We start from the raw sequence: 22,634 nt of genomic DNA, 5'->3' as shown, positions 1-22,634 counted from the left end.
TTGCGGTGCCGACTGTTAACGCACGTAGTAGTTCGGCGCTTCGGCCGTCATGGTGATGTCGTGCGGATGGCTCTCCTTGAGCCCCGCCGCGGTGATCTGTACGAACTGGGCGTGCTGCAACTCTTCGATGCTCGACGCCCCGGTGTACCCCATGGCAGCGCGCAGGCCGCCCGTCAGTTGGTGCATGACCGTCGACAACGGACCACGGAACGGAACCCGGCCCTCGATGCCCTCGGGCACCAGCTTGTCCTCCGACAGCACGTCGTCCTGGAAGTAGCGGTCCTTGGAGTAGCTTCGTCCGGTGTTCCCGGCCGCACCGCGGCCCTGCATGGCACCCATGGACCCCATGCCGCGGTAGCTCTTGAACTGCTTGCCGTTGACGAAGATCAGCTCACCGGGCGACTCCGCGGTGCCAGCCAGCAGCGACCCGAGCATGGTGGTGGATGCGCCCGCCGCAAGCGCTTTGGCAATATCGCCCGAGTACTGCATGCCGCCGTCGGCGATCACGGGAACACCGGCAGGGTGGCAGACCGACGCCGCCTCAAGGATTGCGGTGATCTGCGGTGCACCGACACCGGCCACCACGCGGGTGGTGCAGATCGAACCGGGGCCCACGCCGACCTTCACCGCGTCTGCGCCTGCCTCGATGAGCGCCGCGGCGCCCGACCGGGTGGCGACGTTCCCACCGACCACGTCGACGCGCTCGCCCACCTCGGCCTTGAGCTTGCCGACCATGTCCAGCACCTTGCGGTTATGCGCGTGCGCGGTGTCCACGATCAGCACGTCCACACCGGCATCCGCGAGTGCCATGGCCCGCGTCCAGGCGTCATCACCCACACCGACAGCCGCGCCGACCAGAAGCCGTCCGTCGCTGTCCTTGGTGGCATTGGGGTGCTGTTCGGTCTTCGCGAAATCCTTCACCGTGATGAGGCCGGTCAGGCGGCCCTCCCCGTCGACGATGGGCAGCTTCTCGATCTTGTTGCGCCGCAGCAGACCCAGCGCGGCGTCTGCGGTCACGCCCTGGCGCGCGGTGATCAGCGGCGGCTTGGTCATCACCTCGGCGACCGATTTGGACAGGTCCGCCTCGAACCGCATATCGCGGTTGGTGATGATGCCGACGAGCGAACCTGCCTTGTCGACGACCGGCAGACCCGAGATGCGGAATCGAGCACACAGTGCGTCGACCTCGGCCAGGGTGTTGTCGGGCGAGCAGGTCACCGGGTTGGTCACCATCCCGGCCTCGGACCGCTTGACGGTCTCAACCTGGCCGGCCTGGTCCTCCAGAGAGAGGTTGCGATGCAACACCCCCATGCCTCCCGCGCGGGCCATCGCGATGGCCATCCGGGCCTCGGTCACGGTGTCCATCGCCGAGCTGACGAGCGGAACGTTCAGTCTGATCCGCTTCGTCAGCTGCGAAGACGTGTCGGCGCCGTTGGGCAGCACATCCGAGGCGGCGGGCAGCAACAGCACATCATCAAAGGTCAACCCGAGCATGGCGACCTTGTGCGGATCGTCGCCGCCGGTGTGGACGGACCCTGCCGCAATGGTCATTCAGGCCTCCATGCCAGATAGCCGTCGTATACATCCCAGGAGTGGGATGGAAAGGAGTAGATCCATCCTATCGGCTCGCCTCGGCTGCAATCTCCCGGACGTGTGCTCGGACATGCCCCACGTGAGCTGGCGCGCGAACCCGCGAACTGCGTACTCTAGGGGTGTGCGCGACCACTTTCCGCCGGGATTGCCGCCAGATCCGTTCGCCGACGATCCCCACGATCCGTCGGCCGCACTCGACGCAATCGAGCCGGGTCAGCCGCTCGATCCGCAAGAGCGGATCGCGGTCGAGGAGGATCTCGCCGACCTCGCGGTCTATGAGGCGTTGCTCGCCCATAAAGGAATTCGCGGGTTGGTCGTTTGCTGTGACGAATGCCAGCAGGACCACTATCACGACTGGGACATGCTCCGCGCGAACCTGCTGCAGCTGCTCGTCGACGGAACCGTGCGACCGCACGAGCCCGCCTTCGATCCCGAGCCGGAAGCCTACGTGACCTGGGATTACTGCCGCGGGTACGCGGACGCCTCGCTCAACGAGGCGGCGACGGACCGCGACGGATTCCGCTGATTTAGCCGCTCTGGAGCCTATTCGCCGGAGCTCGAACCCGAGCCGCTGCCGTGGCTCGACGATCCACCCCCAGGGTTGGCCGGTGCCACCGGCACCGACGTCATCACCGGCATATGCCGTGACGGATTGTCGGAGTCAGAGCCCGCGCTCCCGCCACTGCCGGGGAAACCATGGATGTTCCCGGAGCCCGGGTTGTTGACGGGCGCCTGATAGACCGGCACTGGGTTGTCGGGGGTACGGGTAATCGGGGACGGCGCCTGGATCGTCGTCGGCGCGGTGATGACGGGTGTGTCCACCGCTCCGCGCTGGGTGGTGACGATGGTCACCCCGTCGGGGGTGGTGGGGACGGTCACAACGGAGGCCGTCGAGGGCACCGTGGTGATGACCGTCGACCCCGCCACGGATGTGGACGGCGTGGGCACGGTCGTCGTCACCGGCGCACTGGACGCCGGCGAGGTGGCCGTCGGTGTCGAACTCGGCGGCGTCGACGTGGCCGACACGGTGGTCGCCGTGGATGTCGACGTGGAGCTCGACGATGCGGAGCCGGAGGTGCTCGTCGCCGTTGAACTGGTTGTCTCTGTCGGTGACGAGGCGGTGGTTGAAGTCGAAGTCTCCGTCGACGATGAGGGCGTCGACGGAGGGGTCACGGTCGTCGTCGTAGCCGTGGATTCCGATGACGTCGAAGTCACCGAGGTCGTCGTGTTCGTGATGGTCGTAATCACCGGAGGTGACAGCATGATTCGCGGCGTCTCGGTCACCATCTCCGGCGGCACCGTCGCCACGGGGTCCTTGGCGTCGATCCTGACCTCCGCCTGCTGCACCCGGCTGGCCAGTTCGGCCTTCTGCTGGGCGTCGCCGACCTCGTTGACGCGCGCGGCGGCTACTCCGAGCTGCTGCTGCGCACCCTCCCAATCACCTTGGGAAATGAGCTTTTCCACCTCAGCGAGCTCCGTCTGCGCCGACAGCACCACGGGATCGGTCCGCACGGTCGGGCCGGCACCGAACAACGAGGTACGCAGCCCGTACAACGCGTCACCGGGATGCGATTGGTATACCGCCGCACCAAATCCGCCGAACAGCAACGTCACGGCGGCAGCCGAACCCACCGTGGTGGCCAGCAGCCGCGAACGGCCGCCACGATCACGTAGGGCGTTACGCGCCTGCCCGAGTGTGGGTTTCGCCGGCATCGGCTCGCGCCCGACATCCTCGCGCCACGCCGCCAACATCATCGCCACGGCATACTCGTCGGAATCAGAGGTGGCCACCGGCAGATCTGCCGCGATGGCGTCGATCATCCGGTTGGTGCGCCGCAGTGCCGCCAGGTCCTCGGGCCCCTCGTCGCCCTGCCTGCCCTGCCCGCCGGGGAACCATCCGCGTCCATCAGCCACGGTGATCACCCGCCCGGGTCATCTCGGCTTTAAGTCTTTGCAATGCCCGGTGCTGCGCCACGCGCACCGCGCCCGCGCTGCTGCCCACCGCGTCGGCGGTCTCCTCCGCCGACAGGCCGACGACCACCCGCAGGATCAGGATCTCGCGCTGCTTCTCGGGCAGCACCTCCAGCAGGGCCTGCATCCGTCGTGCCGACTCGGAGTTCAACGCCTCCTGCTCGGGCCCGGCGTGGCGGTCGAACTGCTCGGGAAGGCTCTCGGCCGGATCGGACTTGTCCCGAGCCATCGCACGATGCGCATCGGCTACCTTGTGCGCGGCGATGCCGTACACAAACGCCAGGAACGGGCGTCCCTGATCCTGATAACGAGGCAGCGCTGCGATCACCGCGAGACACACCTCCTGCGCTACGTCGTCTGCGGAGAGACCACTTCTTTCCGCCGTTCCGACACGCGCGCGGCAATATCGCACCACGACGGGTCGGATGGCACTAAGTACCTCGGAAAGCGCGTCGCGATCGCCCTTGACGGCAGCAGCAACGACGTCGTCGAGCCCGCTCTCCGTACTTGTCATCGACTGCGCATTCCCCAGCGTTACGTGTGGTGCACCGTGGTGGTGCTGTCACCTAGGACAATAGCGTCGGACGCGGAGGGGTAACGCATTTAGTCCACCACCTCGAGGCGCCACCGGCCGCCCGCGTGGGCTATCCACGCGGCACAGTCGCGGCGAATAGCAACGAGGTCTTCACGGCTTTGCCCCACCTCCTCAGCGGCGGGCAGACTCGCCAGCATCGCCGCCAGCGCCCAGCGCAGCGGTACCAGCCCGTGGGCCGTCGCGGCCTGCAGCCCCCGCGCCGCAACGGCCGCCGATTCTGCGACATCACCCGCGCTACCGAGCGCCGCCGCGAGCACCATCGCCGTCTTGACCTGGTGCCTTACCGACGGCACGTCCAGCGCGAGCCGTTCGGCGGTGCGGGCATACCGCAGCGATCGCGCGCCGTCACCGGACACCATGGCCAGCTCGGCATGCACCCAGGCCAGCCGCAGGGGCAGGCGCCATGGCCAACGCACGTCGCCGCGCTCGGATAGCCGCTGCGCCTGTTTCAGTAACGCGTGAGCAAGCGGGAATCGCCCCAACCCCAGCGCATCCGCCGCCAACCCGACGAGCGCGTCAGAGCGCGCCTCCGCGTCCACATGGGCCATCGCCAACGCTCGGCCGTCGAACCCGCGGGCCAGCGCATGCCACCCGAGCTGACGCAGGAGCGACGCGCGTGTGCTCAGCGCCAGCGAGGCAAGCCGATCCGCGCGACCCCTCGGCACCTCCAAGGCGTTCAAGCCGGCGTGCGCGGCGGCATAGCGTCCCGCTCCCCCCAGCGCCACAGCGCGCAGCCAGGCATCCTCGGGTGCCGAGGCAGGCGGAAGTGGCCAGATTGCTGGATGCGGCCCGAAGGCGGCATCGGTGAGCTCGGCGGCTGTGGACGTTCGAAAAGTCACCATGGGAGCGGTCACGGTACCAATTCCCTCGAAAATGGAGTTAACAGTTGATGCAGCGGACGTTAAATCCATGTCAACGGGCGTCGTAAACACTTACCCAACGCAGCATTAAGGAAACGGAAAACCCACGGCCAAAACCTGCTGACCACGCAGGTGAGCGAGCGTTACGTACCAACGAAGAGCAAAGACGATGAACGTGATGTTAATTCTGGACCCAATGGTGTGATGTTGCCATGATCATCGCCTATTGACTGTATTTCGACCGCGCACCTACTTTGTGTACACCGCTTGTCATCGGCGACACGTCTGGTGCACTTCACTCACGCGCAGGTCGACTGCGCGCGCAGCGAGAGGGTTAACCACATGCCGCAGCCACAGCAATTGCCTGGGCCCAACGCAGATATTTGGGATTGGCAGATGAAAGGCCTTTGCCGAGGGGTCGATTCGTCCGTTTTCTTCCATCCCGACGGTGAACGCGGCCGTGCCCGCGCACAACGCGAGATGAAGGCCAAGGAGATGTGCCGGGCATGCCCGGTGCTGGTGCAGTGCCGCGCACACGCGCTGGCCGTCGCCGAACCGTATGGAATATGGGGCGGACTCTCCGAGTCCGAGCGCGAACTGATTCTGCGCCGCGGGATACGCCGCAGCGCCTAACACGTGCAGCAAGCGTTGGGCCCCCGCAACCATCCATCGGGTTGCGGGGGCCCAACGTTTGCGGAGACCGATCTAGGTGGCGGAGCCCGCCGGCTGGTCGTCGATCTTCCAGTTGAAGGAAACCTGCGATCCCTGGACATCGGTTGCCGTGACGGTGACGCCGATCGCCTTCCCCTCGCCATCGACAACCGCACACCGTTGCGTGGCGCCCTTCTCCCCCTTCAACGGCCCGTCGCATGTGGCGCTGCTGAGCGTGACCCCGGTCCTGTCCCTGATTCCGTCCTTGAGCCCCTGCTCCAGCTTCGCCTTGGCGAGCTCAGGGGACGATGATCCCAAGCTGAAGTTCGCCTCGCAGCGCCGAGAGCAGTAGCCCGGCCAAGACAAGCGCCGTCAGTCGCGACATGTAAGTGGCCATCCGTCCAGTAAACCTCCGCACGGCACAGACGAAAACACCCCCGATCCTTACGGACCGGGGGTGTTTTCGTAGCGCTATCTAGTGAGCGTGACCGTGGTGTCCGTGGCCGTGGTCGGCCTGCTCCGCCGGCTTCTCCACGATGGCGGTCTCCGTGGTCAGGATCATCCGGGCCGCCGACGCGGCGTTGATAACGGCCGAACGGGTCACCTTCACCGGGTCGATGACGCCGTCGGCGATCAGGTCGCCGTACTCCAACGTCGCGGCGTTGAAGCCGTGCCCGGCGTCCAGCTCGGCAACCTTGCTGACCACGACGGCTCCGTCCAGCCCCGCATTGGTGGCGATCCAGAACAGCGGCGCGGACAACGCGGCCTCGAACACGTCGACACCCTTGGCCTCATCACCCTTGAGCTCGACACGCAGGCCGTCCAGCGCCGAACGAGCCTGCACCAGCGCACTACCGCCGCCGGCGACGATGCCCTCCTCCACGGCCGCCTTGGCCGCCGAGACGGCGTCCTCCACGCGGTGCTTGCGCTCCTTGAGCGCGGTGTCGGTGGCAGCGCCCACCTTGATCACCGCGACGCCGCCGGCCAGCTTGGCGAGGCGCTCCTGCAGCTTCTCGCGGTCCCAGTCCGAGTCGGTGGTTTCGATCTCCGCCTTCAGCTGGGCAACGCGCGCCTTGATGGCGTCCTCGGTGCCGCCGCCTTCGACGATGACCGTCTCGTCCTTGCTCACCACGATGCGGCGGGCGGTGCCGAGCACCTCGATGCCGGCCTCGCGCAGCGACAGACCCACATCGGGGTTGACCACCTGGGCGTTGGTGACGATGGCCAGGTCCTCCAGGAACGCCTTGCGGCGGTCGCCGAAGAACGGCGCCTTGACCGCAACGGCCTTGAGCGTCTTGCGGATCGCGTTGACGACCAGGGTCGACAGCGGCTCGCCCTCGATGTCCTCGGCCACGATCAGCAATGGCTTGCCCTCCTTGGCCACCAGCTCCAGCAGCGGCAGCAGGTCGGGCAGCGAGCTGATCTTGTCGCGATGCAACAGCACCAGCGCGTCTTCCAGGATCGCCTTCTGATCATCGAAGTCGGTCACGAAATACTGCGACAGGTAGCCCTTGTCGAACTGCACACCGTCGGTGATGACCAGCTCGGTGTTGATGGTCGACGATTCCTCGACACTGACCACGCCGTCCCGGCCGACCTTGGTCATGGCCTGGCCAACCAGCTCGCCGATCTCGGCATCACGCGAGGAAACCGTGGCCACCTGGGCGATGGCATGCTCGCCGGATACCGGTGCGGCCACCGTCAGCAGACGCTCGGACACCGCGTCCGCGGCGCGGGCGATGCCGGTGCCGAGCGCGATCGGGTTGGCACCGGCGGCCACATTGCGCAGGCCGGCCTTGACCAGCGCCTGGGCCAGCACCGTGGCGGTGGTAGTGCCGTCACCGGCGACGTCATTCGTCTTGGTCGCCACCGACTTGACGAGCTGGGCGCCCAAATTCTCGAACGGGTCCTCCAGGTCGATATCGCGGGCGATGGTGACGCCGTCGTTGGTCACGACGGGACCGCCGAATGCCTTGGCCAGCACCACGTGCCGTCCACGGGGACCGAGCGTGACCTTGACCGCGTCGGCCAGCTTGTTGACCCCGGCTTCCAGGGCGCGGCGCGCGGTCTCATTGAATTCGATCAGCTTGCTCATGTGTTCTCTCTATTCGGCTGATTCAGTACCGGACAGGAATAGGTAAAAACGCGTGCCGCCCCGGAAATCGCCTGCGATGCAGGCCAATTCCGGGGCGGTCACACGGTGTTACTTGCTAACGACAGCCAGCACGTCGCGAGCCGACAGGATCAAGTACTCCTCGCCGTTGTACTTGATCTCGGTGCCGCCGTACTTGCTGTAGATGACGACGTCGCCTTCGGACACGTCCAGGGGGATCCGCTTGTCGCCATCCTCATCCCAGCGGCCGGGGCCAACTGCGACGACGGTGCCTTCTTGCGGCTTCTCCTTGGCGGTGTCCGGGATGACCAGACCGGAAGCGGTCGTGGTCTCGGCCTCATTGGCCTGAACGAGGATCTTGTCCTCGAGTGGCTTGATGTTCACGGCCACAGTGATCCCTTTCCCTCTCAGGGTGGCTCGGTGGGCCTGATGCCCATGAGCCTGGATTGTCAACAGATGCTTCGGCGGCCGGATGAGTGTCGCGCCGTCGTCGCGGGTGCCGACACGACGTCCAACCGATCGCCATCTAGCACTCTATACATGAGAGTGCTAGCGCTCAAGGCTGGGTTCTCGTTACCCGCTCAGCGTCCCGGGATCCACGAGCAGATGTGCCGACACATCGCCGATCATCTCGACATCCACCCGGCGCGAGCTGAAGTGCCAAGCCCGCTCGTCCCGGGCGAACGTGTCCCGATATCGGCCCACGACGATCGGCTGCAGCGGCAGCTGCTCGGTGGCCTGCACCACGCAAAACGTCGACCTCGCCGAGGCCGTGCCGGCGCCGGTCATCTCGACGATCGGGTTGAGCACCAGATGCCTGGTGCGGGGCGTGCCACCGGTTTCGCGGTAGCGGCGGGTGGTGGTGAAGAAAAGCTTGGTGATGGCCGAGGCGCCGGAGACGCTCCCCCGTTCCCCGCCGAAGGAGCCGCGGCCAAGGAGCTCACCGACCCCGTCGAAATCCCCCGCGTCCATCAACTCGGCGTACCGGTACAGCAGATCGGTGATGGCAAGCCGGTCCGAGACGCTTGTCACCGCACCTGTCCCCGGACAACCGGCAGCCCCGGATCCACGGCGGCCTGTAGCGAGGACGGCTGCGCCCCCGCCGCCACCAGGTGCGCCGCGAAGGAAGCAATCATGGCGCCGTTGTCGGTGCACAACCGCAACGGCGGCACACGTAGCGTCAGGCCTGCCTCGGCGCACCGCTGCTCGGCCAGTTCACGCACCCGCGAGTTGGCGGCCACACCACCGGCGATCAGCAGCGTCGACACCCCCAGATCCGTCGCCGCCCGCACCGCCTTCATGGTCAGCACATCGGCCACCGCTTCCTGGAATCCCGCGGCCACATCCGCCGAAGAGAAATCGGGTGCTACACGGTGTTTTTCGACGTAGCGTGCGACGGCCGTCTTGAGCCCCGAGAAACTGAAGCTATGCCTGTCGTCTCGCGGCCCCGTCATCCCGCGCGGAAACGGAGCCGCCGACGAATCGCCTTGCCGGGCAAGCTCGTCAAGCGCCTTGCCGCCCGGGTACCCCAGACCCAGTAGCCGGGCCACCTTGTCGTAGGCCTCACCGGCGGCATCGTCGACCGTGGCACCGAGCTCCTCGATGGGCTCGGCGAGCGACCGCACGTGCAACAGGCTGGTGTGTCCGCCCGAGACCAACAGCGCCACACATTCGGGCAGCGGCCCGTTCTCGTAGACATCGGCGGCAATGTGTCCGCCCAGATGGTTGACGCCGTAGAAGGGCAGCCCCCAGGCCAGTGCCAGCCCCTTGGCCGCCGAGACCCCGACGAGGAGCGCCCCCGCCAATCCCGGCCCGATGGTCGCGGCGATCACGTCAGGCTTCTGCACCCCCGCGATGTCCAGCGCACGCCGGGCGGTGGCACCGAGCGCCTCCAGATGAGCGCGGGATGCGATCTCGGGCACCACCCCACCGAAACGTGCGTGCTCGTCGACGCTGGAAGCGACCTCGTCGGCCAACAGCACCACCGACCCGTCCGGAGTCAGCTCGGCGATACCCACTCCGGTTTCATCGCAGGAGCTTTCAATGGCGAGGATGACTGTCATGGCAGCATCAGCCTATTTCACAGCACCGTGTGCAGGGCGTTTCATGGTGAAGGCATCGGCCCCACTGCCGGGGTAGTACCGCTTGCGCACGCCGACGGTCTCAAATCCAGTGCCGTGATACAGCGCGATCGCGGCCTCGTTGTCGGTGCGCACCTCCAGGAACACCGGCCCCGCGTCCCGGTCAGCATGCGCGAGCAACGCATCCAGCAGACGCCGTCCGATCCCCTGCTTCTGATAGGCGGGATCCACGCCGATGGTGTGAATCTCGTACTCCGGTTCGTGATGTCCCAACCGGGAGATGCCGCCGTATCCCACCACCGTGTACCCGTCCCTGGCCGCCAGGTAGTGGATGTGGGTGGACGCGAGCTCGGCGCGGAATGCCGACTCCGGCCACGGGTCATCGCCGGCGAACAGAACCGCCTCAAGTTCGGCGCACCGACGAGCATCGCGCCGCCGCAGCGGCTTGAGCACGACCGTCATCGACGCGGTTCTTTGGCATCGGGGCGGCGCAGATACAGGGGGGTAAGTGCACCCGGGGGCCGGCTCCAGTCCACCGCCTGCACCAGCCGGGACGGTGACGGGTACTGGCGGTCGAGCACCGAGAGGTCGAAAAGCGCTGTGTGGTCCGGTGATCCGGCCACCCGGGTGAATCCCTCTGACGACACGGCCGCGGGCGCATCGACGGCCGGGCCGCTGATGCGTATGCCATCCCGATAACCGGCCCAGTACACCTCACGCCGGCGCGCGTCGGTGACGACGAGGACGCCGCCGCTGGTGCCGTAGCCGATGGCGTCGAGCGTGCACACCGGGTACACCGGAATATCCAGCGCCAGGCCCATGGCCGATGCGGTGGCCATGCCCACGCGCAGCCCCGTGAACGGACCCGGGCCGCAACCCACCACGATCGCGTCGAGCTCCCCGACCGGTACGCCGGCGTCCACGCAGGCCGCACCGATGTTGGGCGTCAGCGCCTCGGCATGACCCTTGGCACCCATGGTGATTCGCTCAGAAAGGGTGTCCACCGATCCATCTGGCGCGCGCCTGACGAGGCCCGCCGTGATGGCAGGGGTGGCCGTGTCCACGGCGAGTATCACGCTCATGACTCACGGCTCCAATGCCAGGTTGCGGTGCGCTCATCGGAGTCAGCCGCGCGCTCCAGCCGGATGTCCAGATGGTGTTCCGACAGTCGCTCCGCAAGCCCCTCCCCCCATTCGACGACGACCACCGAATCGTCCAGGTCGGTATCGAGGTCCAATGAGTCGAGTTCGCCGATCAGGTCGGCACTCTGATGTTCCAGCAATCGGTAGACGTCCACGTGCACCAGCGCCGGGGCCCCCGGGCGGCGCGCCTCATGAACCCGCGCAAGCACATACGACGGCGAGGTCACCGGGCCGTCGACATCCATGCCCTGCGCAATCCCCTTGGTCAATGCCGTCTTTCCGGCCCCGAGAGGCCCGCTGAGAACCACGACATCACCGGCGGCGAGGTCGCGTCCGATCCGCGCACCGAAATCCAAGGTGTCCTTTAGCGTCGGTAAGGCGACGCTTCCCGACTCGTCGATCACAGCCCGGTCCGATCACGCAGACGCTGTTTGATCGCGGCGAAGAGTGTTGGGGTTGATCGCCTGACTAGCCGATCGATGCCGTCGTTGACGATTCTCGGATGCTCCAGCTGCACCAGATGTCCCGATTCGCGTACCAGGATCAGCTCGCTGAGCCCGCTTGTCCCCAATTGCGCTGCCATGGACTCCGATTGGACCTGCGGGGTCAGCATGTCCGTATCGCCGCACACCACCAGACTGGGTAGCGGCGCGATGGTCGGCAGCGCTGCGGTCTCATCGTGCTCCTCGAGTGCCCGCAGAAAATCCACGATGGTCGTGACGGGTGTCTGATGGATCATCCGCTCGCTGAACTTCACCAGAGTGGGGCTCACCCGCTGGCCGCCGTACGAGGCGGCCTGCAGCACCGGACCAACGAGTGACTTGACCGCGCCGCGGCCGTGGTGGGCAGGACGCGGCGCGTAATGAACGGCCGTCCGCAGGACGCGCAGCGCCGGATTGCGCAACCCCTCGCCAATCGCTGTGTGCGAAAGACCTTCGGCTGCACTGGCGATCAACCCCACTCCGACAATCCTGCGGCCATACTGCCCGGGATGGCGACCGGCGTGCGCGAGGATGGTCATGCCGCCCATCGAATGCCCCACCAGAACCGCATTGCCCCGGGGCACCAGCACCCGCAGCACCGTTTCGAGGTCATCGCCGAGCTGTCTGATGGTGCATGATTTCGGAGCAGGAAGGCCCGAACGCCCATGTCCGCGTTGGTCATAGAAGACCATCCGAACCTGGTCGCCCCAGCGGCCGGAGAGTTCGCGGCGCTGGAAATGAAAGGACGCCATCTGCAGACAGAATCCGTGTACGAACACGACGGTGAGTGGCGCATTCGACGGGCCTACCTCGCGAACCGCGAGCGGCACACCGTCATCGGTCATCACAATGCTGCCGCGATCGGTCTCCAACAGGTCGAAGTCCTCATCGCGGTAGGGATCGTCGAACCTGCGCCGACCGATCGAGCGCGCGGTGCCCACACCGGCCACCGTGACTACGGCACCGAGCCCTGCCACGCCGGCCAGCCAGGCGTTCGACTTACTGCTCAACGGACCCGGAATCCCGGTAGGTCCGGACGACCCTGCCCCGCGGGCAGGTGACCACCTCGTAGGCGATGGTGTCGAGCAGCTGCGCCCAGTCCTGCGCGGTCGGCTCTCCGTCCACGCCCGGCCCGAAAAGTGTTGCGACATCGCCCGACTTCACTCCGGCCTCGTTGTCGCCCAGATCGACCACGAACTGGTCCATGCAGACGCGTCCGATGTTGGGGTAGCGGCGCCCACCGATGGCCACCTCGAAGCGGTTGCCCAGTCCGCGGATCACACCGTCGGCGTACCCGATGCCGACGAGCGCCGCGTTGGTGTCATGCGGAGCCGTCCATACGTGCCCGTAGGACACTCCCTCACCAGCCCGCACCGGCTTCACCGAGGACACCGCACAGGTCAGGGACATCGCCGGGATCAAGCCGGGCTCGAGGTGACCCGGCATCGGGCTGATGCCGTACAGCGCGATACCCGCGCGCACCATGTCATATCGGGCATCGGGCCGGGTCAACGTGGCCGCCGAATTCGACAGGTGCGCCACCTCGTAACGCAATCCCAGACCACGCGCCAATTCGAGTGCCCCGTTGAACCGGCCGATCTGCATGTCGATGGTGGGATTACCGGGCTGATCGGCATATGCGAAATGAGACATAATGCCGCGCAATCGGACTGACTGCTCGGCCTGCGCCTTCGCCACGGCCTCGAAGAGGTCGCGAGTGTACTCGGCTGGTACCCCATTGCGATTGAGCCCGGTATCCACCTTGACGGTCGTGATCGCCTGACGCCCGGTCGATCGGGCGGCCTCGAGCAGCTCATCGAGCTGCTCGAGAGAGGACACCGCGACCTCGACATCAGCCGCCAGCGCGGCGGCGTAGTTGGCACCCGGCGCATGCAGCCAGGCAAGCAGTGGCGCGTCGATCCCGTCCGCGCGCACCCGCAGCGCCTCGCTGATAGTGGCGACACCCAGCTCGTCGGCTCCGGCGGCGAGCGCGGCACGGGCCACCTGCACCGCTCCGTGCCCATACCCATCGGCCTTGACGACCACCATGAGCCGCGCCGGACCGGCGTACTCGCGCAGCAACCCAACGTTGTGCGCGATGGCGCCGAGGTCGATGACGGCCTGGGCCGTGGTCTCCCCCCTGTTCGGCGGGAGACCGGCTGCTGTCTGCGGAATTTTTGTCACCGCCGCTATTGTCCCATCACCCCGCTAAATCCCCGACTCGCTCCGCTTCTGCCGTCGCATCAGTGGGCGAACGGCTGGAACGCGTCGAAGTGCCCGTTCGGTTTCAGCTCGTCAAGCCCCTTCAGGACGGTGACGAGGTCATCGCGCAGTGCCCGGGCAAGGTCACCCGAGAAGCCCTCGCGCACCACCACCCGTAGCACCGCGATATCGGTGACATCCTCGGGCATGGTGTAGGCGGGCACCTGCCAGCCGAAGGCCCGCAGCGAATGCGAGATATCGAACTCGGTGTACGGGCGTTTGCCCTTCAGCCGGAACGACACCACCGGGATCGCCGAGCCATCGGTGATCACCTCGAAGTGCCCGCTCTTGCGCAGCTCATCACCGAACCAGCGGGCGGTCTCGGACAAGGAACGCATCACCTGTGCGTATCCGGCTCGGCCCAGCCGCAGGAAGTTGTAGTACTGCCCCACCACCTGATTGCCCGGCCGGGAGAAGTTCAGGGTGAACGTTGGCATGTCACCGCCGAGGTAATTGACCCGAAACACCAGGTCTTCGGGCAGGTGTTCCTTGCTGCGCCACACCACGAAACCGATTCCGGGATAGGTCAGGCCGTACTTGTGCCCGCTGACGTTGATCGACACCACCCGGGGCAGCCGGAAGTCCCAGTGCACTTCGGGGTGCAGGAACGGCACCACGAAACCGCCGCTGGCGGCGTCGACATGCACCGGCACATCGGGCTTGCCGGGCGTGGCCGCCAACGCGTCGAGCGCAGCGCAGATTTCGGAGATCGGCTCAAGCTCGCCGGTAAAGGTGGTGCCGAGGATGCCCACCACCCCGATGGTGTCGTCGTCCACCGCAGCGAGCACCTGCTCGGGGGTGATGACATACCGGTCCTTCGCCATCGGCAGGTATCGCGGCTCGACGTCGAAGTACCGGCAGAACTTCTCCCACACCACCTGCACGTTGGAACCCATCACCAGGTTCGGCGTGCGTCCCTTCCAGCCATTGCCGTCGGCGCCGCCCACCTTGGCGCGCCAGCGCCACTTGAGCGCCAGCCCGGCGAGCATCACCGCCTCACTCGACCCGATCGTCGACACCCCGACCGCCGACGACGGGTCCTCGGCCGACAGGTCCTCGGCGTGGAACAGATCGGCCACCATGGCCACACACCGCGACTCGATCGCGGCGGTCGCCGGATACTCGTCCTTGTCGATCATGTTCTTGTCGAACGTCTCGGCCATCAGCTTCTCGGCCTCGGGATCCATCCACGTCGTCACAAAGGTGGCCAGGTTCAGCCGGGAACTGCCATCGAGCATCAGCTCGTCGTGAATGAACCGATAGGCGGCCTGCGGGTCCATCGGCTCATCGGGGAGGCGCAGCGCCGGGATCGGAGCCGTCGACAAGCGGCCGGTATAGGCGGGACTAAAGGACGAGGCATTGATCTTGCCGGCGTGGGCCGAGAGACTGAACTGATCGCGGGGATTCGACATAAGCCGATTCTCACCCTATTTCGGCGATCGCCCACCGCAGATGTCCAAGAAGACGGGAAGCCGAGATAGGGGCCGTGCCCGGACCCGGATCCGCCGCGGCGGCCGCAGCCGCGCGAGCGTGCACGTAGGCACCCACCGCGGCGGCCTTGTCCGCCGGTACTCCAGCGGACAGTAGGGCACCGATCACACCCGAGAGCACGTCACCCGAACCCGCCGTCGCGGCCCACGATCCGTGTGCCCGATTCACGTATGTGGTCCCGTCCGGCTGCGCGATGACGGTCACGTTCCCCTTGAGAAGCACCGTGGCGCCCAGCTTCACCGCAAGCGACCGCGCCGCGCCGATTCGGTCGGGGCCGGGCAGCACACCTGCGAGCCTGCGGTATTCACCGGCGTGCGGGGTCAGGATCGTCGCCGCGTCGCGCGATGCCACCAGATCGGCCAGCTCAGGGTGCTCGGCGAGGATCGTCAGGGCGTCGGCGTCGACGAGTACGGGCAGGCCGCCCGACAGCACCCGCCGCAATGTTCGCGTCTGGCGCTCGCCGGTTCCGTATCCGGGACCGATCACCCAGGCCTGTACCCGACCGGCCGCCTCTTCCGTCTGGGTGGCAATCACCTCCGGCCAATGCGAAACCACCTCGGCGGCAGCAGATCCGGCAAATCGGACCATCCCAGCCGTCGCGGCGACGGCGGCACCCGTGCACAAGATGGCCGCCCCGGGGTACGTATGCGATCCAGCCAGCACCCCCGTAACACCTTGCGTGTACTTGTCGTCGGTCGGTCCGGGGATCGGCCACGCGGCCGCCACATCATGGGCATCCAGTTCCCGCAGTGTCGACGCGGGCAGGTCCAGCCCGATGTCGATGAGCCGGACGTCGCCGCAATCACCGAGAGCGTGAACGGGTTTGTACCCACCGAATGTCACCGTCACCGCGGCCCGAAAGGCGGGGCCGTCCACCGTCCCGGTGTGTACGTCGACGCCACTGGGAACGTCCACCGCGATCACCGGAATTCCCTCGGCGTTGGCCTGCTCAGCGATCTCGGCGGCTCCCGGCCGCAGCGGACCAGTTCCCGAGATGCCCACCACACCGTCGACAATCAGATCGGTCTCGCTGGGTACCGCGGACACCACCCGACCGCCGGCCCTACGGAAGGCCGTCAGACCCGCGCGATGGGCCCGGTCCGGATTCAGCAGCACCGCACTGGCGGCGACCCCACGTCGACGCAGGAAGGTCAACGCCCACAGGGCGTCTCCGCCATTGTCGCCGGAGCCCACGATCGCACACACACGTCGCCCGGCCACCACTCCCGCCCGGCGTGACAGCTCGTCCGCGACGACCGTGGCCAGTCCGTACGCCGCGCGCCGCATCAAGACTCCCTCGGGCAGCGCCGCCAGTAGCGGCGCCTCGGCCTCCCGAATCTGCTCGGCGCTGTAGTAGTGCCTCATGAACTGCGAGCTCCCCTCGCTCCCCCGTCAACGTCATCGAGGAACGGGTGGGTGACATCGGAAATCCGCTCCGGGAACTCGCCGTTGAGTGCATGCGAGGCGTCGCTCCGCCGCAGGATGCGCGCGTGCGGCAGCAGCAGTTGTGCCCGGTCCGCGGCCCGCTTGGGGCGGTGGACGATGCTGCGCCCCGCGATCACCGCCAACACCGGCAATCTCAACCCTCGGAGCTGCTCGTCGGTAAACAGGCGCGGCACGGGGAGATACATCGCGAAATCTCGCATGCCGGAGGAAATCAGCGCGGCCTCGGTCATCGAATCATCGACCGGTACGCCGCCCGAAATCCAGCTCAACAGGCGATTTCGGAGCCACTGCGGCATACCGGGGACGGCCGCGCCGAGGGATACCACGAGCATCTTCCAGGTGACCGGTGCGAACGTCATCGCCGGATCCAGCAGAGTCAGCGAGGCAAGCCGGTTTGGGTATCGGACTGCGTGATTGACGGCATTCCAACCGCCGATCGACAGGCCGAGCATGTGTACGCGGTCGAGCTCGAGTCCGGCGAGCGCGTCCTCCAGCCAAGCAGCCTGATCCTCGGCACCGGTGATCGCCTTGTGCTGCACGCTCATACCGGCCTCCCCAAGCAGATCCAGGGGTAAACGGTACGCCGCGTGATCAGCGATGCCAGGTTGGCGCGCCACATGGGGGTGGAAGCGTTCCGGCCCGGAAGCAACACCAGCGGAGTTCCCGGCGCTGACCCAAATCTGTACGCCCGCACAGTCCCTAGCCGAGTGTCAATGTCCGCACTGGACGTCACGGCAGGCAGGTCATCCATTCCGCGCAGATATGCCCGCACGAACCTGCCGAACGCCGCATCGTCCGCAAAATGCCCCACCTTCTCAGCGGCCCAATGTTTTCCGACGCGATGCACAGGTACCGCAACGGAATTCATGCAGACGGCCTACGGCTGCCGCTATTCGACGGTTACCGACTTGGCCAGGTTGCGTGGCTTATCCACGTCATACCCACGAGCCTGCGCGACCGCCGCGGCGAATACCTGCATCGGAATCGTGGACAGCAGCGGTTGGTACAACGTTGACACCGCCGGAATCTCGATGAGATGGTCCGCGTACGGCCGAATCGTCTCATCGCCCTCCTCGGCGATGACGATCGTCCGCGCGCCGCGGGCCTGTATCTCACGAATGTTGCTGAGCAGCTTGGAATGCAACAACCCCATGCCCTTGGGCGACGGCATCACCACGATGACCGGCAGCCCCTCTTCGATCAGCGCGATCGGCCCATGCTTGAGCTCCCCAGCCGCGAAGCCCTCGGCATGCATGTACGCCAGTTCCTTAAGCTTGAGCGCACCTTCAAGTGCCACCGGGTATCCGACATGGCGCCCCAGGAACAGGATGCTGGAGGACCGCGCGTACTGGCGCGCAAGCTCGGCGACCGGATCCATCGCATCGATAACGCGCTGGATCAATTCCGGCATGGCCTCCAGCTCGTGGTATTCGCGCGCCACCTCGTCCGGATACTTGGTCCCGCGTGCCTGCGCCAAAGCAAGGCCCACAATGTAATTGGCGGTCACCTGCGCAAGGAACGTCTTTGTCGCGGCGACACCGATCTCCGGCCCGGCCCGCGTGTACAACACCGCATCGCACTCACGGGGAATCTGTGAACCGTTGGTATTGCAGACGGCCAGCACCTTGGCCTTCTGCTCCTTGGCGTGCCGCACCGCTTCCAGGGTGTCCGCTGTCTCACCTGACTGCGAGATTGCGACGACCAGTGTGCTGCGATCCAAAACCGGGTCGCGGTAGCGGAATTCGCTCGCGAGCTCGATCTCCACGGGCAGCCGTGTCCAGTGCTCGATGGCGTACTTGGCCAACAGACCTGAGTGGAATGCCGTACCGCAGGCCACCACGAACACCTTGTCGATATCGCGCAGTTCCTGATCGGAGAGCCGCTGCTCGTCGAGCACAATCCGGCCGAGGTCGAAGTGCCCCAACAAGGTGTCGGACACCGCCGCCGGCTGTTCGGCGATCTCCTTGAGCATGAAGTACTCGTAACCGCCCTTTTCCGCGGCCGACAGGTCCCAATCGATCGTGAACACCCGGGCGTTGCCGGTGTCGTCGTTACCCGCGAAGTCGGTGATGCGGTAACCATCGGCCGTGATGACCACAACCTGGTCCTGCCCCAGTTCGACGGCTTCCCGGGTGTATTCGATGAATGCGGCCACATCCGACCCCAGGAACATCTCGCCGTCGCCGATGCCGACGACCAGCGGGGTGGACCGGCGTGCGGCCACGATCGTGCCCGGGTCGTCGGCGTGGGAGAAGACGAGGGTGAAATGCCCCTCCAGCCGTCGCACGACGGCCTGCACCGACGCCACGAAGTCGCCGGCCGTATCTCCGGATTCGTACTGGCGCGCCACCAGATGCACGGCCACCTCGGTGTCGGTGTCACTGGCGAACTCGACGCCAGCGGCCTCCAGCTCAGCGCGCAGCGCCGGGAAGTTCTCGATGATCCCGTTGTGGACCACCGCCACCTTGCTGCTCGCGTCCTGATGCGGGTGGGCGTTGCGATCGGTGGGAGCACCGTGGGTGGCCCAGCGGGTGTGCCCCATCCCCGTCGTCGCGGCGAAGGATTCGCCGGATTCCGCGATCGCGGACTCCAGGTTGGCCAGCCTGCCGGCCTTCCGCTGCACCAGGAGACCGCCGCTGCCGTCGGCCAGTGCAACTCCTGCGGAGTCGTAGCCCCGGTACTCGAGCCGCCGCAGCGCCTCAAGGACGACACCAAGGGCGTCCCGGTGGCCGACGTACCCGACGATTCCGCACATAGCCCACCAGGGTAGTTCAGTTCCCGCTGCAGTCCGTAACGGCAACGATCCGCTACGGTCATGCCATGGCGAGTACCCGCACGCTATTCAAAGCCCTGACCCGCCGCGGTCCGCACAAGGTTCTGCGTGGCGACCTGGCCTTCGCGGGGGTAACCGGCGTCGTCTACACACCGGATTCCGGCTTTAATCTGCCTGCGGTGGCGTTTGGACACGACTGGCTGACCGGTACGGACAAATATCGAGCGACCCTGGAACACCTCGCGTCCTGGGGAATCGTCGCGGCCGCCCCCGATACCGAGAAGGGGTTGATCCCGTCACACCTGAACCTGGCTGCCGACTTGGCCACAACGCTCGAGATTGTGACCCGGGTGCGGCTTGGCGACGGCAAGATCAGCGTGCACCCGACGAAGCTCGCGCTCGCGGGGCACGGGCTGGGCGCCTCGGCGGCGGTCTTCGCGGCGACCCGGTCTACGGTGCCGGCGGACAAGAAGAATCGACCCTCGGGGGCTAAGGCCGTCGTCGCACTGTTTCCCAGCCAGACCCAGCCACCCGTGGAGAACAGCGCGGCCGCGCTGACCATCCCCGGACTCGTGGTGACGAGCGCCGAGGACACCCAATCGCTGCGCTCTAATGCCCTGGCTCTGTCGCGGGCGTGGCCGGGTGCCGATCTGCGAAATGTCGCCAAGGCGAAATCCGGTGGGCTACCGGAACACAGCTGGCTGCGTAGGTTTGTCGGGCTCGGCGGGTCGAACCGGGCAACCCAGCGCAACACTCGCGCCCTGCTGACCGGCTATCTGCTGTTCCAACTGGCGGGCGACAAGCGCTACCGGGACTTCGCGGATGCCACGGCGGAGCTGCCGAACACCTCGCTTCCCGACGTAGCCGAACTGGAGATCAGCGAGATCGATCGCGTGCAGTCGCTGCTGCGCTAGTCAGCGCCTCCACCGCTGCCAGCGGTACAGGTCGTCCTCGTCGAAATCGGACTCGTTCACGTGGACCTGTGTGGGCATCTGAAACTCGTGAACGGATTTCACGGTTATCGCGGGCATCTGTTCGCCGGGCAGGATCTCGTCGCGAGCCGCGTCGGCCTCGTCGCGCAGCTGGTCAAGCGTGCTCTCGAAATCCGAGACGATTCCCGCGAGTGCGTCGGTGATATCGATCATCGTCCGGCCTTGGGCAGCTCGTCGGCGGCAATCTCACACGGCGTCTCGCCGGCATCGGTCCCTGCGGCCTGAGGCCGCGCCGACGGGCTGGTGGGACCCACCGATGGCACGGGTGAAGGCTGCGCCGCGGCAGGTTGAGGCTCGGGCTGCTGAGGCGAGGCGGCCGGTTGTTGCGCGTGAATCGGTGGTGGGCTCATCGGCGCCATCGAGCCCGCGGGTTGCGCCCCAGGGAAGCCGCCGGTGGACGGAGGAACCGCACCCCCCGGCGGCGTCGTGCCAAGCGGTGCGCCCGGGGCGGTCTGGCCCGCAGGGGCCAGTGTGGCGTCCGGTCCGCTCGCCCCCGCCAACTGAACGCCCGGGCCCTGGAGCGGCTTGCCATCCGTGGCGAACGTTGCCCCCGCATCGGTGCGGGCCTCCTGGATCGCAGCGTCCTTGGCCGCCGCCATCCTGGCGTCCGGCTCCTTCTTGTCGGCGGCCTCGTCGGCCTTGCCGTCGATCTTGTCGTCGGGCTTCTCGTCGCCTGGGCCTGGCTCGCCGCCCTGCCCCATCTGGTCGAACGGGATGTTGGAGAGGCCCTCGGTGATCGCGCTGACAATTCCGCTCGCCGCCTGGCCGATCGATCCCAGCGCACCCGTCATGGCGCCAGTCAGGCCACTGACGATCTGGCTCGGGTCCATGCCCTGCTGTCCTTGTCCCTGCCCGGCACCCTGCTGCCCGCCACCGGACATCTGGCCGCCCTGGGCACCCATCGCGGATGCCGGCGTGGCCGAGCCTTGCATGCCGCCACCCGCGGCGCCGCTGGCGGAACCGCTGGCGCCACTGTTCTGACCGCCGCCGCTGGCGCCGGGCTCCTGCTCACCGCCCTTGCCCTTGTCCTTGCCCCTGTCCGCGGGGTTCTGCTGAGGCTCGGTATCCGCGTCGTACTCGGGCCCGAGCTGGCCGGGCGGGTTCTTGAACTCCGGAGGCAGCTCCTGCTTCAGCGCGTTGGTGAAGGTGTCGTACGCCTCGCCGCCCTTACCCCAGGCAAGCTTCATCGCGGGCAGCCATTTGCCCTCGATGTTCTGCTGAACATGCGGCCCGATCTTCGTCGCGTTGGTCTCGTCGGCGACAGACTTGTCGCCGGTGCCGGTCTTGTAGGTCGCGACGGCACTGTCGAAGGACGCGCGGTCGGTGACCAGCCCATCGACCATGGTCGATGCCTGCTTCTTCAGATCGACGATGGTCCACAGCGCTTCGCGCAGCCCATCCAGACCGGTGGATACCTGCCCGAACTCCTTGGTCACCGCGTCGGCAGTGGAGTTGTGCGTCCTGAGGAATTGGTTAGCAGCCTCCGAACCTTTGCCTTCCCACATCCCCATGAGCTGCTGCAGCTGCCCGTGCTGACGCTCGGCCGCGGCCTTCATGGTGGTTACCGCGCTCTTGAACAGCTCGAGATCCGCGCCGAGCTTGTTCAGATCCATGCCGGCATCCATGTCGTACCAATCGAACAGCTGACGCTCGTTGGCGGTGAGGTCCGGGTTGGTGATCGTGATCGGCGACTTCCCGTTTCCCCGGATCGCGGTGGTCGTGTAGTTCTGCGAGTTCGCGATCGCCTGGATTCCCTCGCTGCGCAGCGACTCGATGTCGTATTTACCGGCCATTGGTCGCAGCCATCCTGGCCTTGTTCTTGGCATCGCGATCGGCATACCGTTGCGCGGTCGCACGGAGCTGCTCGGCGATCGCGGTGTTGGTGCGCTGCCAATTCTCGAGATGGGCGACCACCTCGTGAAGACCGTTCCTGACGTCATCACCCTTAGCGGTGTGCCACTGACCGGCCGATGCCCCGCCGAAGGACAAACCACGCAACTGCGTAATCGCTTTGTTCAGCTCATCTGCCACGCTGTCGAACTCCCCAGCGACCCCCCGGACACCAGCGACATTGATCGAGGTTTCTCCCATATTGACTACGACGGGTGCATACCAATTCCGGTTCCATCTTTTTTCACCGATCTGTGGATCATGCATCTTCCCGTTCAACCGCTTGGTCGGA

The 22,634-nt window shown here is 66.5% G+C and carries 22 protein-coding genes and 2 pseudogenes; 3 read left to right on the top strand and 21 right to left on the bottom strand.

Annotation, left to right across the window (positions count from 1 at the left end):
• Positions 1–15: 15 nt before the first annotated feature.
• Entirely contained in the window at positions 16–1,551 is a 1,536-nt protein-coding gene (gene guaB / locus B4383_RS03615; protein ID WP_078288325.1) for an IMP dehydrogenase, read from the bottom strand.
• Between the two features lie 163 nt (positions 1,552–1,714).
• Between guaB and B4383_RS03610 the strand changes: the two genes are divergently transcribed.
• The gene (locus B4383_RS03610) at positions 1,715–2,119 is read left to right on the top strand and encodes a DUF5319 domain-containing protein (protein WP_005056069.1); all 405 of its coding nucleotides are present in this window, start codon (positions 1,715–1,717) and stop codon (positions 2,117–2,119) included.
• 17 nt (positions 2,120–2,136) lie between these two features.
• On the opposite strand, the gene B4383_RS03605 is transcribed toward B4383_RS03610, so the two are convergent.
• The 3 genes from B4383_RS03605 to B4383_RS03595 all read right to left on the bottom strand — a co-directional run bounded on the left by B4383_RS03605 (position 2,137) and on the right by B4383_RS03595 (position 5,013).
• Entirely contained in the window at positions 2,137–3,507 is a 1,371-nt protein-coding gene (locus B4383_RS03605) for an anti-sigma-D factor RsdA (RefSeq protein WP_078288735.1), read from the bottom strand.
• On the bottom strand, positions 3,500–4,078 hold the full coding sequence (locus B4383_RS03600) for a sigma-70 family RNA polymerase sigma factor (RefSeq protein WP_078288326.1): 579 nt from the start codon (positions 4,076–4,078) through the stop codon (positions 3,500–3,502). The genes B4383_RS03605 and B4383_RS03600 overlap by 8 nt, the downstream gene beginning before the upstream one ends.
• 89 nt (positions 4,079–4,167) lie before the next feature.
• Positions 4,168–5,013 (bottom strand): hypothetical protein, encoded by an 846-nt coding sequence (locus tag B4383_RS03595; RefSeq protein WP_286143872.1) that lies wholly within the window; start codon positions 5,011–5,013, stop codon positions 4,168–4,170.
• Between the two features lie 348 nt (positions 5,014–5,361).
• On the opposite strand from B4383_RS03595, the gene B4383_RS03590 reads away from it, so the two are divergent.
• Positions 5,362–5,652, top strand: a complete 291-nt coding sequence (locus tag B4383_RS03590) for a WhiB family transcriptional regulator (RefSeq protein ID WP_030096777.1) — start codon at positions 5,362–5,364, stop codon at positions 5,650–5,652.
• A gap of 72 nt (positions 5,653–5,724) precedes the next feature.
• Here B4383_RS03590 and B4383_RS03585 read toward each other — a convergent pair.
• The 14 genes and pseudogenes from B4383_RS03585 to glmS all read right to left on the bottom strand — a co-directional run bounded on the left by B4383_RS03585 (position 5,725) and on the right by glmS (position 19,442).
• Positions 5,725–6,055, bottom strand: a pseudogene (locus tag B4383_RS03585) (DUF4333 domain-containing protein).
• 90 nt (positions 6,056–6,145) lie between these two features.
• Positions 6,146–7,765 (bottom strand): chaperonin GroEL, encoded by a 1,620-nt coding sequence (gene groL, locus B4383_RS03580; RefSeq protein WP_078288328.1) that lies wholly within the window; start codon positions 7,763–7,765, stop codon positions 6,146–6,148.
• A gap of 108 nt (positions 7,766–7,873) precedes the next feature.
• A complete protein-coding gene (groES, locus tag B4383_RS03575; RefSeq protein WP_070952100.1) occupies positions 7,874–8,173 on the bottom strand; it encodes a co-chaperone GroES in 300 nt (99 codons plus the stop codon).
• 183 nt (positions 8,174–8,356) lie between these two features.
• A complete protein-coding gene (locus B4383_RS03570; protein WP_078288329.1) occupies positions 8,357–8,815 on the bottom strand; it encodes a nuclear transport factor 2 family protein in 459 nt (152 codons plus the stop codon).
• Positions 8,812–9,846, bottom strand: a complete 1,035-nt coding sequence (gene tsaD, locus B4383_RS03565; protein WP_078288330.1) for a tRNA (adenosine(37)-N6)-threonylcarbamoyltransferase complex transferase subunit TsaD — start codon at positions 9,844–9,846, stop codon at positions 8,812–8,814. The genes B4383_RS03570 and tsaD overlap by 4 nt, the downstream gene beginning before the upstream one ends.
• A gap of 12 nt (positions 9,847–9,858) precedes the next feature.
• The gene (rimI, locus tag B4383_RS03560) at positions 9,859–10,326 is read right to left on the bottom strand and encodes a ribosomal protein S18-alanine N-acetyltransferase (RefSeq protein ID WP_078288331.1); all 468 of its coding nucleotides are present in this window, start codon (positions 10,324–10,326) and stop codon (positions 9,859–9,861) included.
• Positions 10,323–10,946: a tRNA (adenosine(37)-N6)-threonylcarbamoyltransferase complex dimerization subunit type 1 TsaB gene (tsaB, locus tag B4383_RS03555; RefSeq protein ID WP_078288332.1), complete on the bottom strand. Its 624-nt coding sequence runs from the start codon at positions 10,944–10,946 to the stop codon at positions 10,323–10,325. The genes rimI and tsaB overlap by 4 nt, the downstream gene beginning before the upstream one ends.
• Positions 10,943–11,410, bottom strand: coding sequence for a tRNA (adenosine(37)-N6)-threonylcarbamoyltransferase complex ATPase subunit type 1 TsaE (tsaE, locus tag B4383_RS03550; protein WP_078288333.1), 468 nt, complete (start codon positions 11,408–11,410; stop codon positions 10,943–10,945). The genes tsaB and tsaE overlap by 4 nt, the downstream gene beginning before the upstream one ends.
• Positions 11,407–12,498: an alpha/beta hydrolase gene (locus B4383_RS03545; protein WP_078288334.1), complete on the bottom strand. Its 1,092-nt coding sequence runs from the start codon at positions 12,496–12,498 to the stop codon at positions 11,407–11,409. The genes tsaE and B4383_RS03545 overlap by 4 nt, the downstream gene beginning before the upstream one ends.
• Positions 12,488–13,672, bottom strand: coding sequence for an alanine racemase (gene alr, locus B4383_RS03540; RefSeq protein ID WP_286143871.1), 1,185 nt, complete (start codon positions 13,670–13,672; stop codon positions 12,488–12,490). Before alr ends, B4383_RS03545 begins: the two co-directional genes overlap by 11 nt.
• Positions 13,673–13,731: 59 nt before the next feature.
• A complete protein-coding gene (locus B4383_RS03535; protein ID WP_078288336.1) occupies positions 13,732–15,162 on the bottom strand; it encodes a glutamate decarboxylase in 1,431 nt (476 codons plus the stop codon).
• Between the two features lie 10 nt (positions 15,163–15,172).
• A complete protein-coding gene (locus B4383_RS03530) occupies positions 15,173–16,606 on the bottom strand; it encodes an NAD(P)H-hydrate dehydratase (protein WP_078288337.1) in 1,434 nt (477 codons plus the stop codon).
• Positions 16,603–17,555, bottom strand: a pseudogene (locus tag B4383_RS03525) (alpha/beta fold hydrolase). Before B4383_RS03525 ends, B4383_RS03530 begins: the two are co-directional and overlap by 4 nt.
• Positions 17,556–17,576: 21 nt before the next feature.
• The gene (gene glmS, locus B4383_RS03520; protein ID WP_078288338.1) at positions 17,577–19,442 is read right to left on the bottom strand and encodes a glutamine--fructose-6-phosphate transaminase (isomerizing); all 1,866 of its coding nucleotides are present in this window, start codon (positions 19,440–19,442) and stop codon (positions 17,577–17,579) included.
• Positions 19,443–19,507: 65 nt separating this feature from the next.
• Between glmS and B4383_RS03515 the strand changes: the two genes are divergently transcribed.
• Entirely contained in the window at positions 19,508–20,374 is an 867-nt protein-coding gene (locus B4383_RS03515) for a hypothetical protein (protein ID WP_078288339.1), read from the top strand.
• Here the strand turns inward: B4383_RS03515 and B4383_RS03510 are convergent, their stop codons facing one another.
• The 3 genes from B4383_RS03510 to B4383_RS03500 are packed head-to-tail and all read right to left on the bottom strand — an operon-like array spanning position 20,375 to position 22,543.
• Positions 20,375–20,605, bottom strand: coding sequence for a hypothetical protein (locus tag B4383_RS03510; RefSeq protein WP_078288340.1), 231 nt, complete (start codon positions 20,603–20,605; stop codon positions 20,375–20,377).
• On the bottom strand, positions 20,602–22,245 hold the full coding sequence (locus B4383_RS03505) for a hypothetical protein (protein ID WP_078288341.1): 1,644 nt from the start codon (positions 22,243–22,245) through the stop codon (positions 20,602–20,604). Before B4383_RS03505 ends, B4383_RS03510 begins: the two co-directional genes overlap by 4 nt.
• The gene (locus B4383_RS03500) at positions 22,235–22,543 is read right to left on the bottom strand and encodes a type VII secretion target (RefSeq protein WP_078288740.1); all 309 of its coding nucleotides are present in this window, start codon (positions 22,541–22,543) and stop codon (positions 22,235–22,237) included. The genes B4383_RS03505 and B4383_RS03500 overlap by 11 nt, the downstream gene beginning before the upstream one ends.
• Positions 22,544–22,634 lie beyond the last annotated feature (91 nt).

It is taken from the genome of Mycobacterium sp. D16R24, assembly GCF_002013385.1.
Taxonomy (GTDB): Bacteria; Actinomycetota; Actinomycetes; order Mycobacteriales; family Mycobacteriaceae; genus Mycobacterium.
This window is presented reverse-complemented; position numbering and strand designations above follow the sequence as displayed.

Bases quoted from the DNA above. Each gene is read 5' to 3' on its own strand.
- guaB (WP_078288325.1), bottom strand. From the start codon at position 1,551: ATGACCATTGCGGCAGGGTCCGTCCACACCGGCGGCGACGATCCGCAC.
- B4383_RS03600 (WP_078288326.1), bottom strand. From the start codon at position 4,078: ATGACAAGTACGGAGAGCGGGCTCGACGACGTCGTTGCTGCTGCCGTC.
- B4383_RS03590 (WP_030096777.1), top strand. From the start codon at position 5,362: ATGCCGCAGCCACAGCAATTGCCTGGGCCCAACGCAGATATTTGGGAT.
- groL (WP_078288328.1), bottom strand. From the start codon at position 7,765: ATGAGCAAGCTGATCGAATTCAATGAGACCGCGCGCCGCGCCCTGGAA.
- tsaD (WP_078288330.1), bottom strand. From the start codon at position 9,846: ATGACAGTCATCCTCGCCATTGAAAGCTCCTGCGATGAAACCGGAGTG.
- rimI (WP_078288331.1), bottom strand. From the start codon at position 10,326: ATGACGGTCGTGCTCAAGCCGCTGCGGCGGCGCGATGCTCGTCGGTGC.
- tsaB (WP_078288332.1), bottom strand. From the start codon at position 10,946: ATGAGCGTGATACTCGCCGTGGACACGGCCACCCCTGCCATCACGGCG.
- B4383_RS03535 (WP_078288336.1), bottom strand. From the start codon at position 15,162: ATGTCGAATCCCCGCGATCAGTTCAGTCTCTCGGCCCACGCCGGCAAG.
- B4383_RS03530 (WP_078288337.1), bottom strand. From the start codon at position 16,606: ATGAGGCACTACTACAGCGCCGAGCAGATTCGGGAGGCCGAGGCGCCG.
- glmS (WP_078288338.1), bottom strand. From the start codon at position 19,442: ATGTGCGGAATCGTCGGGTACGTCGGCCACCGGGACGCCCTTGGTGTC.
- B4383_RS03515 (WP_078288339.1), top strand. From the start codon at position 19,508: ATGGCGAGTACCCGCACGCTATTCAAAGCCCTGACCCGCCGCGGTCCG.
- B4383_RS03510 (WP_078288340.1), bottom strand. From the start codon at position 20,605: ATGATCGATATCACCGACGCACTCGCGGGAATCGTCTCGGATTTCGAG.
- B4383_RS03505 (WP_078288341.1), bottom strand. From the start codon at position 22,245: ATGGCCGGTAAATACGACATCGAGTCGCTGCGCAGCGAGGGAATCCAG.
- B4383_RS03500 (WP_078288740.1), bottom strand. From the start codon at position 22,543: ATGGGAGAAACCTCGATCAATGTCGCTGGTGTCCGGGGGGTCGCTGGG.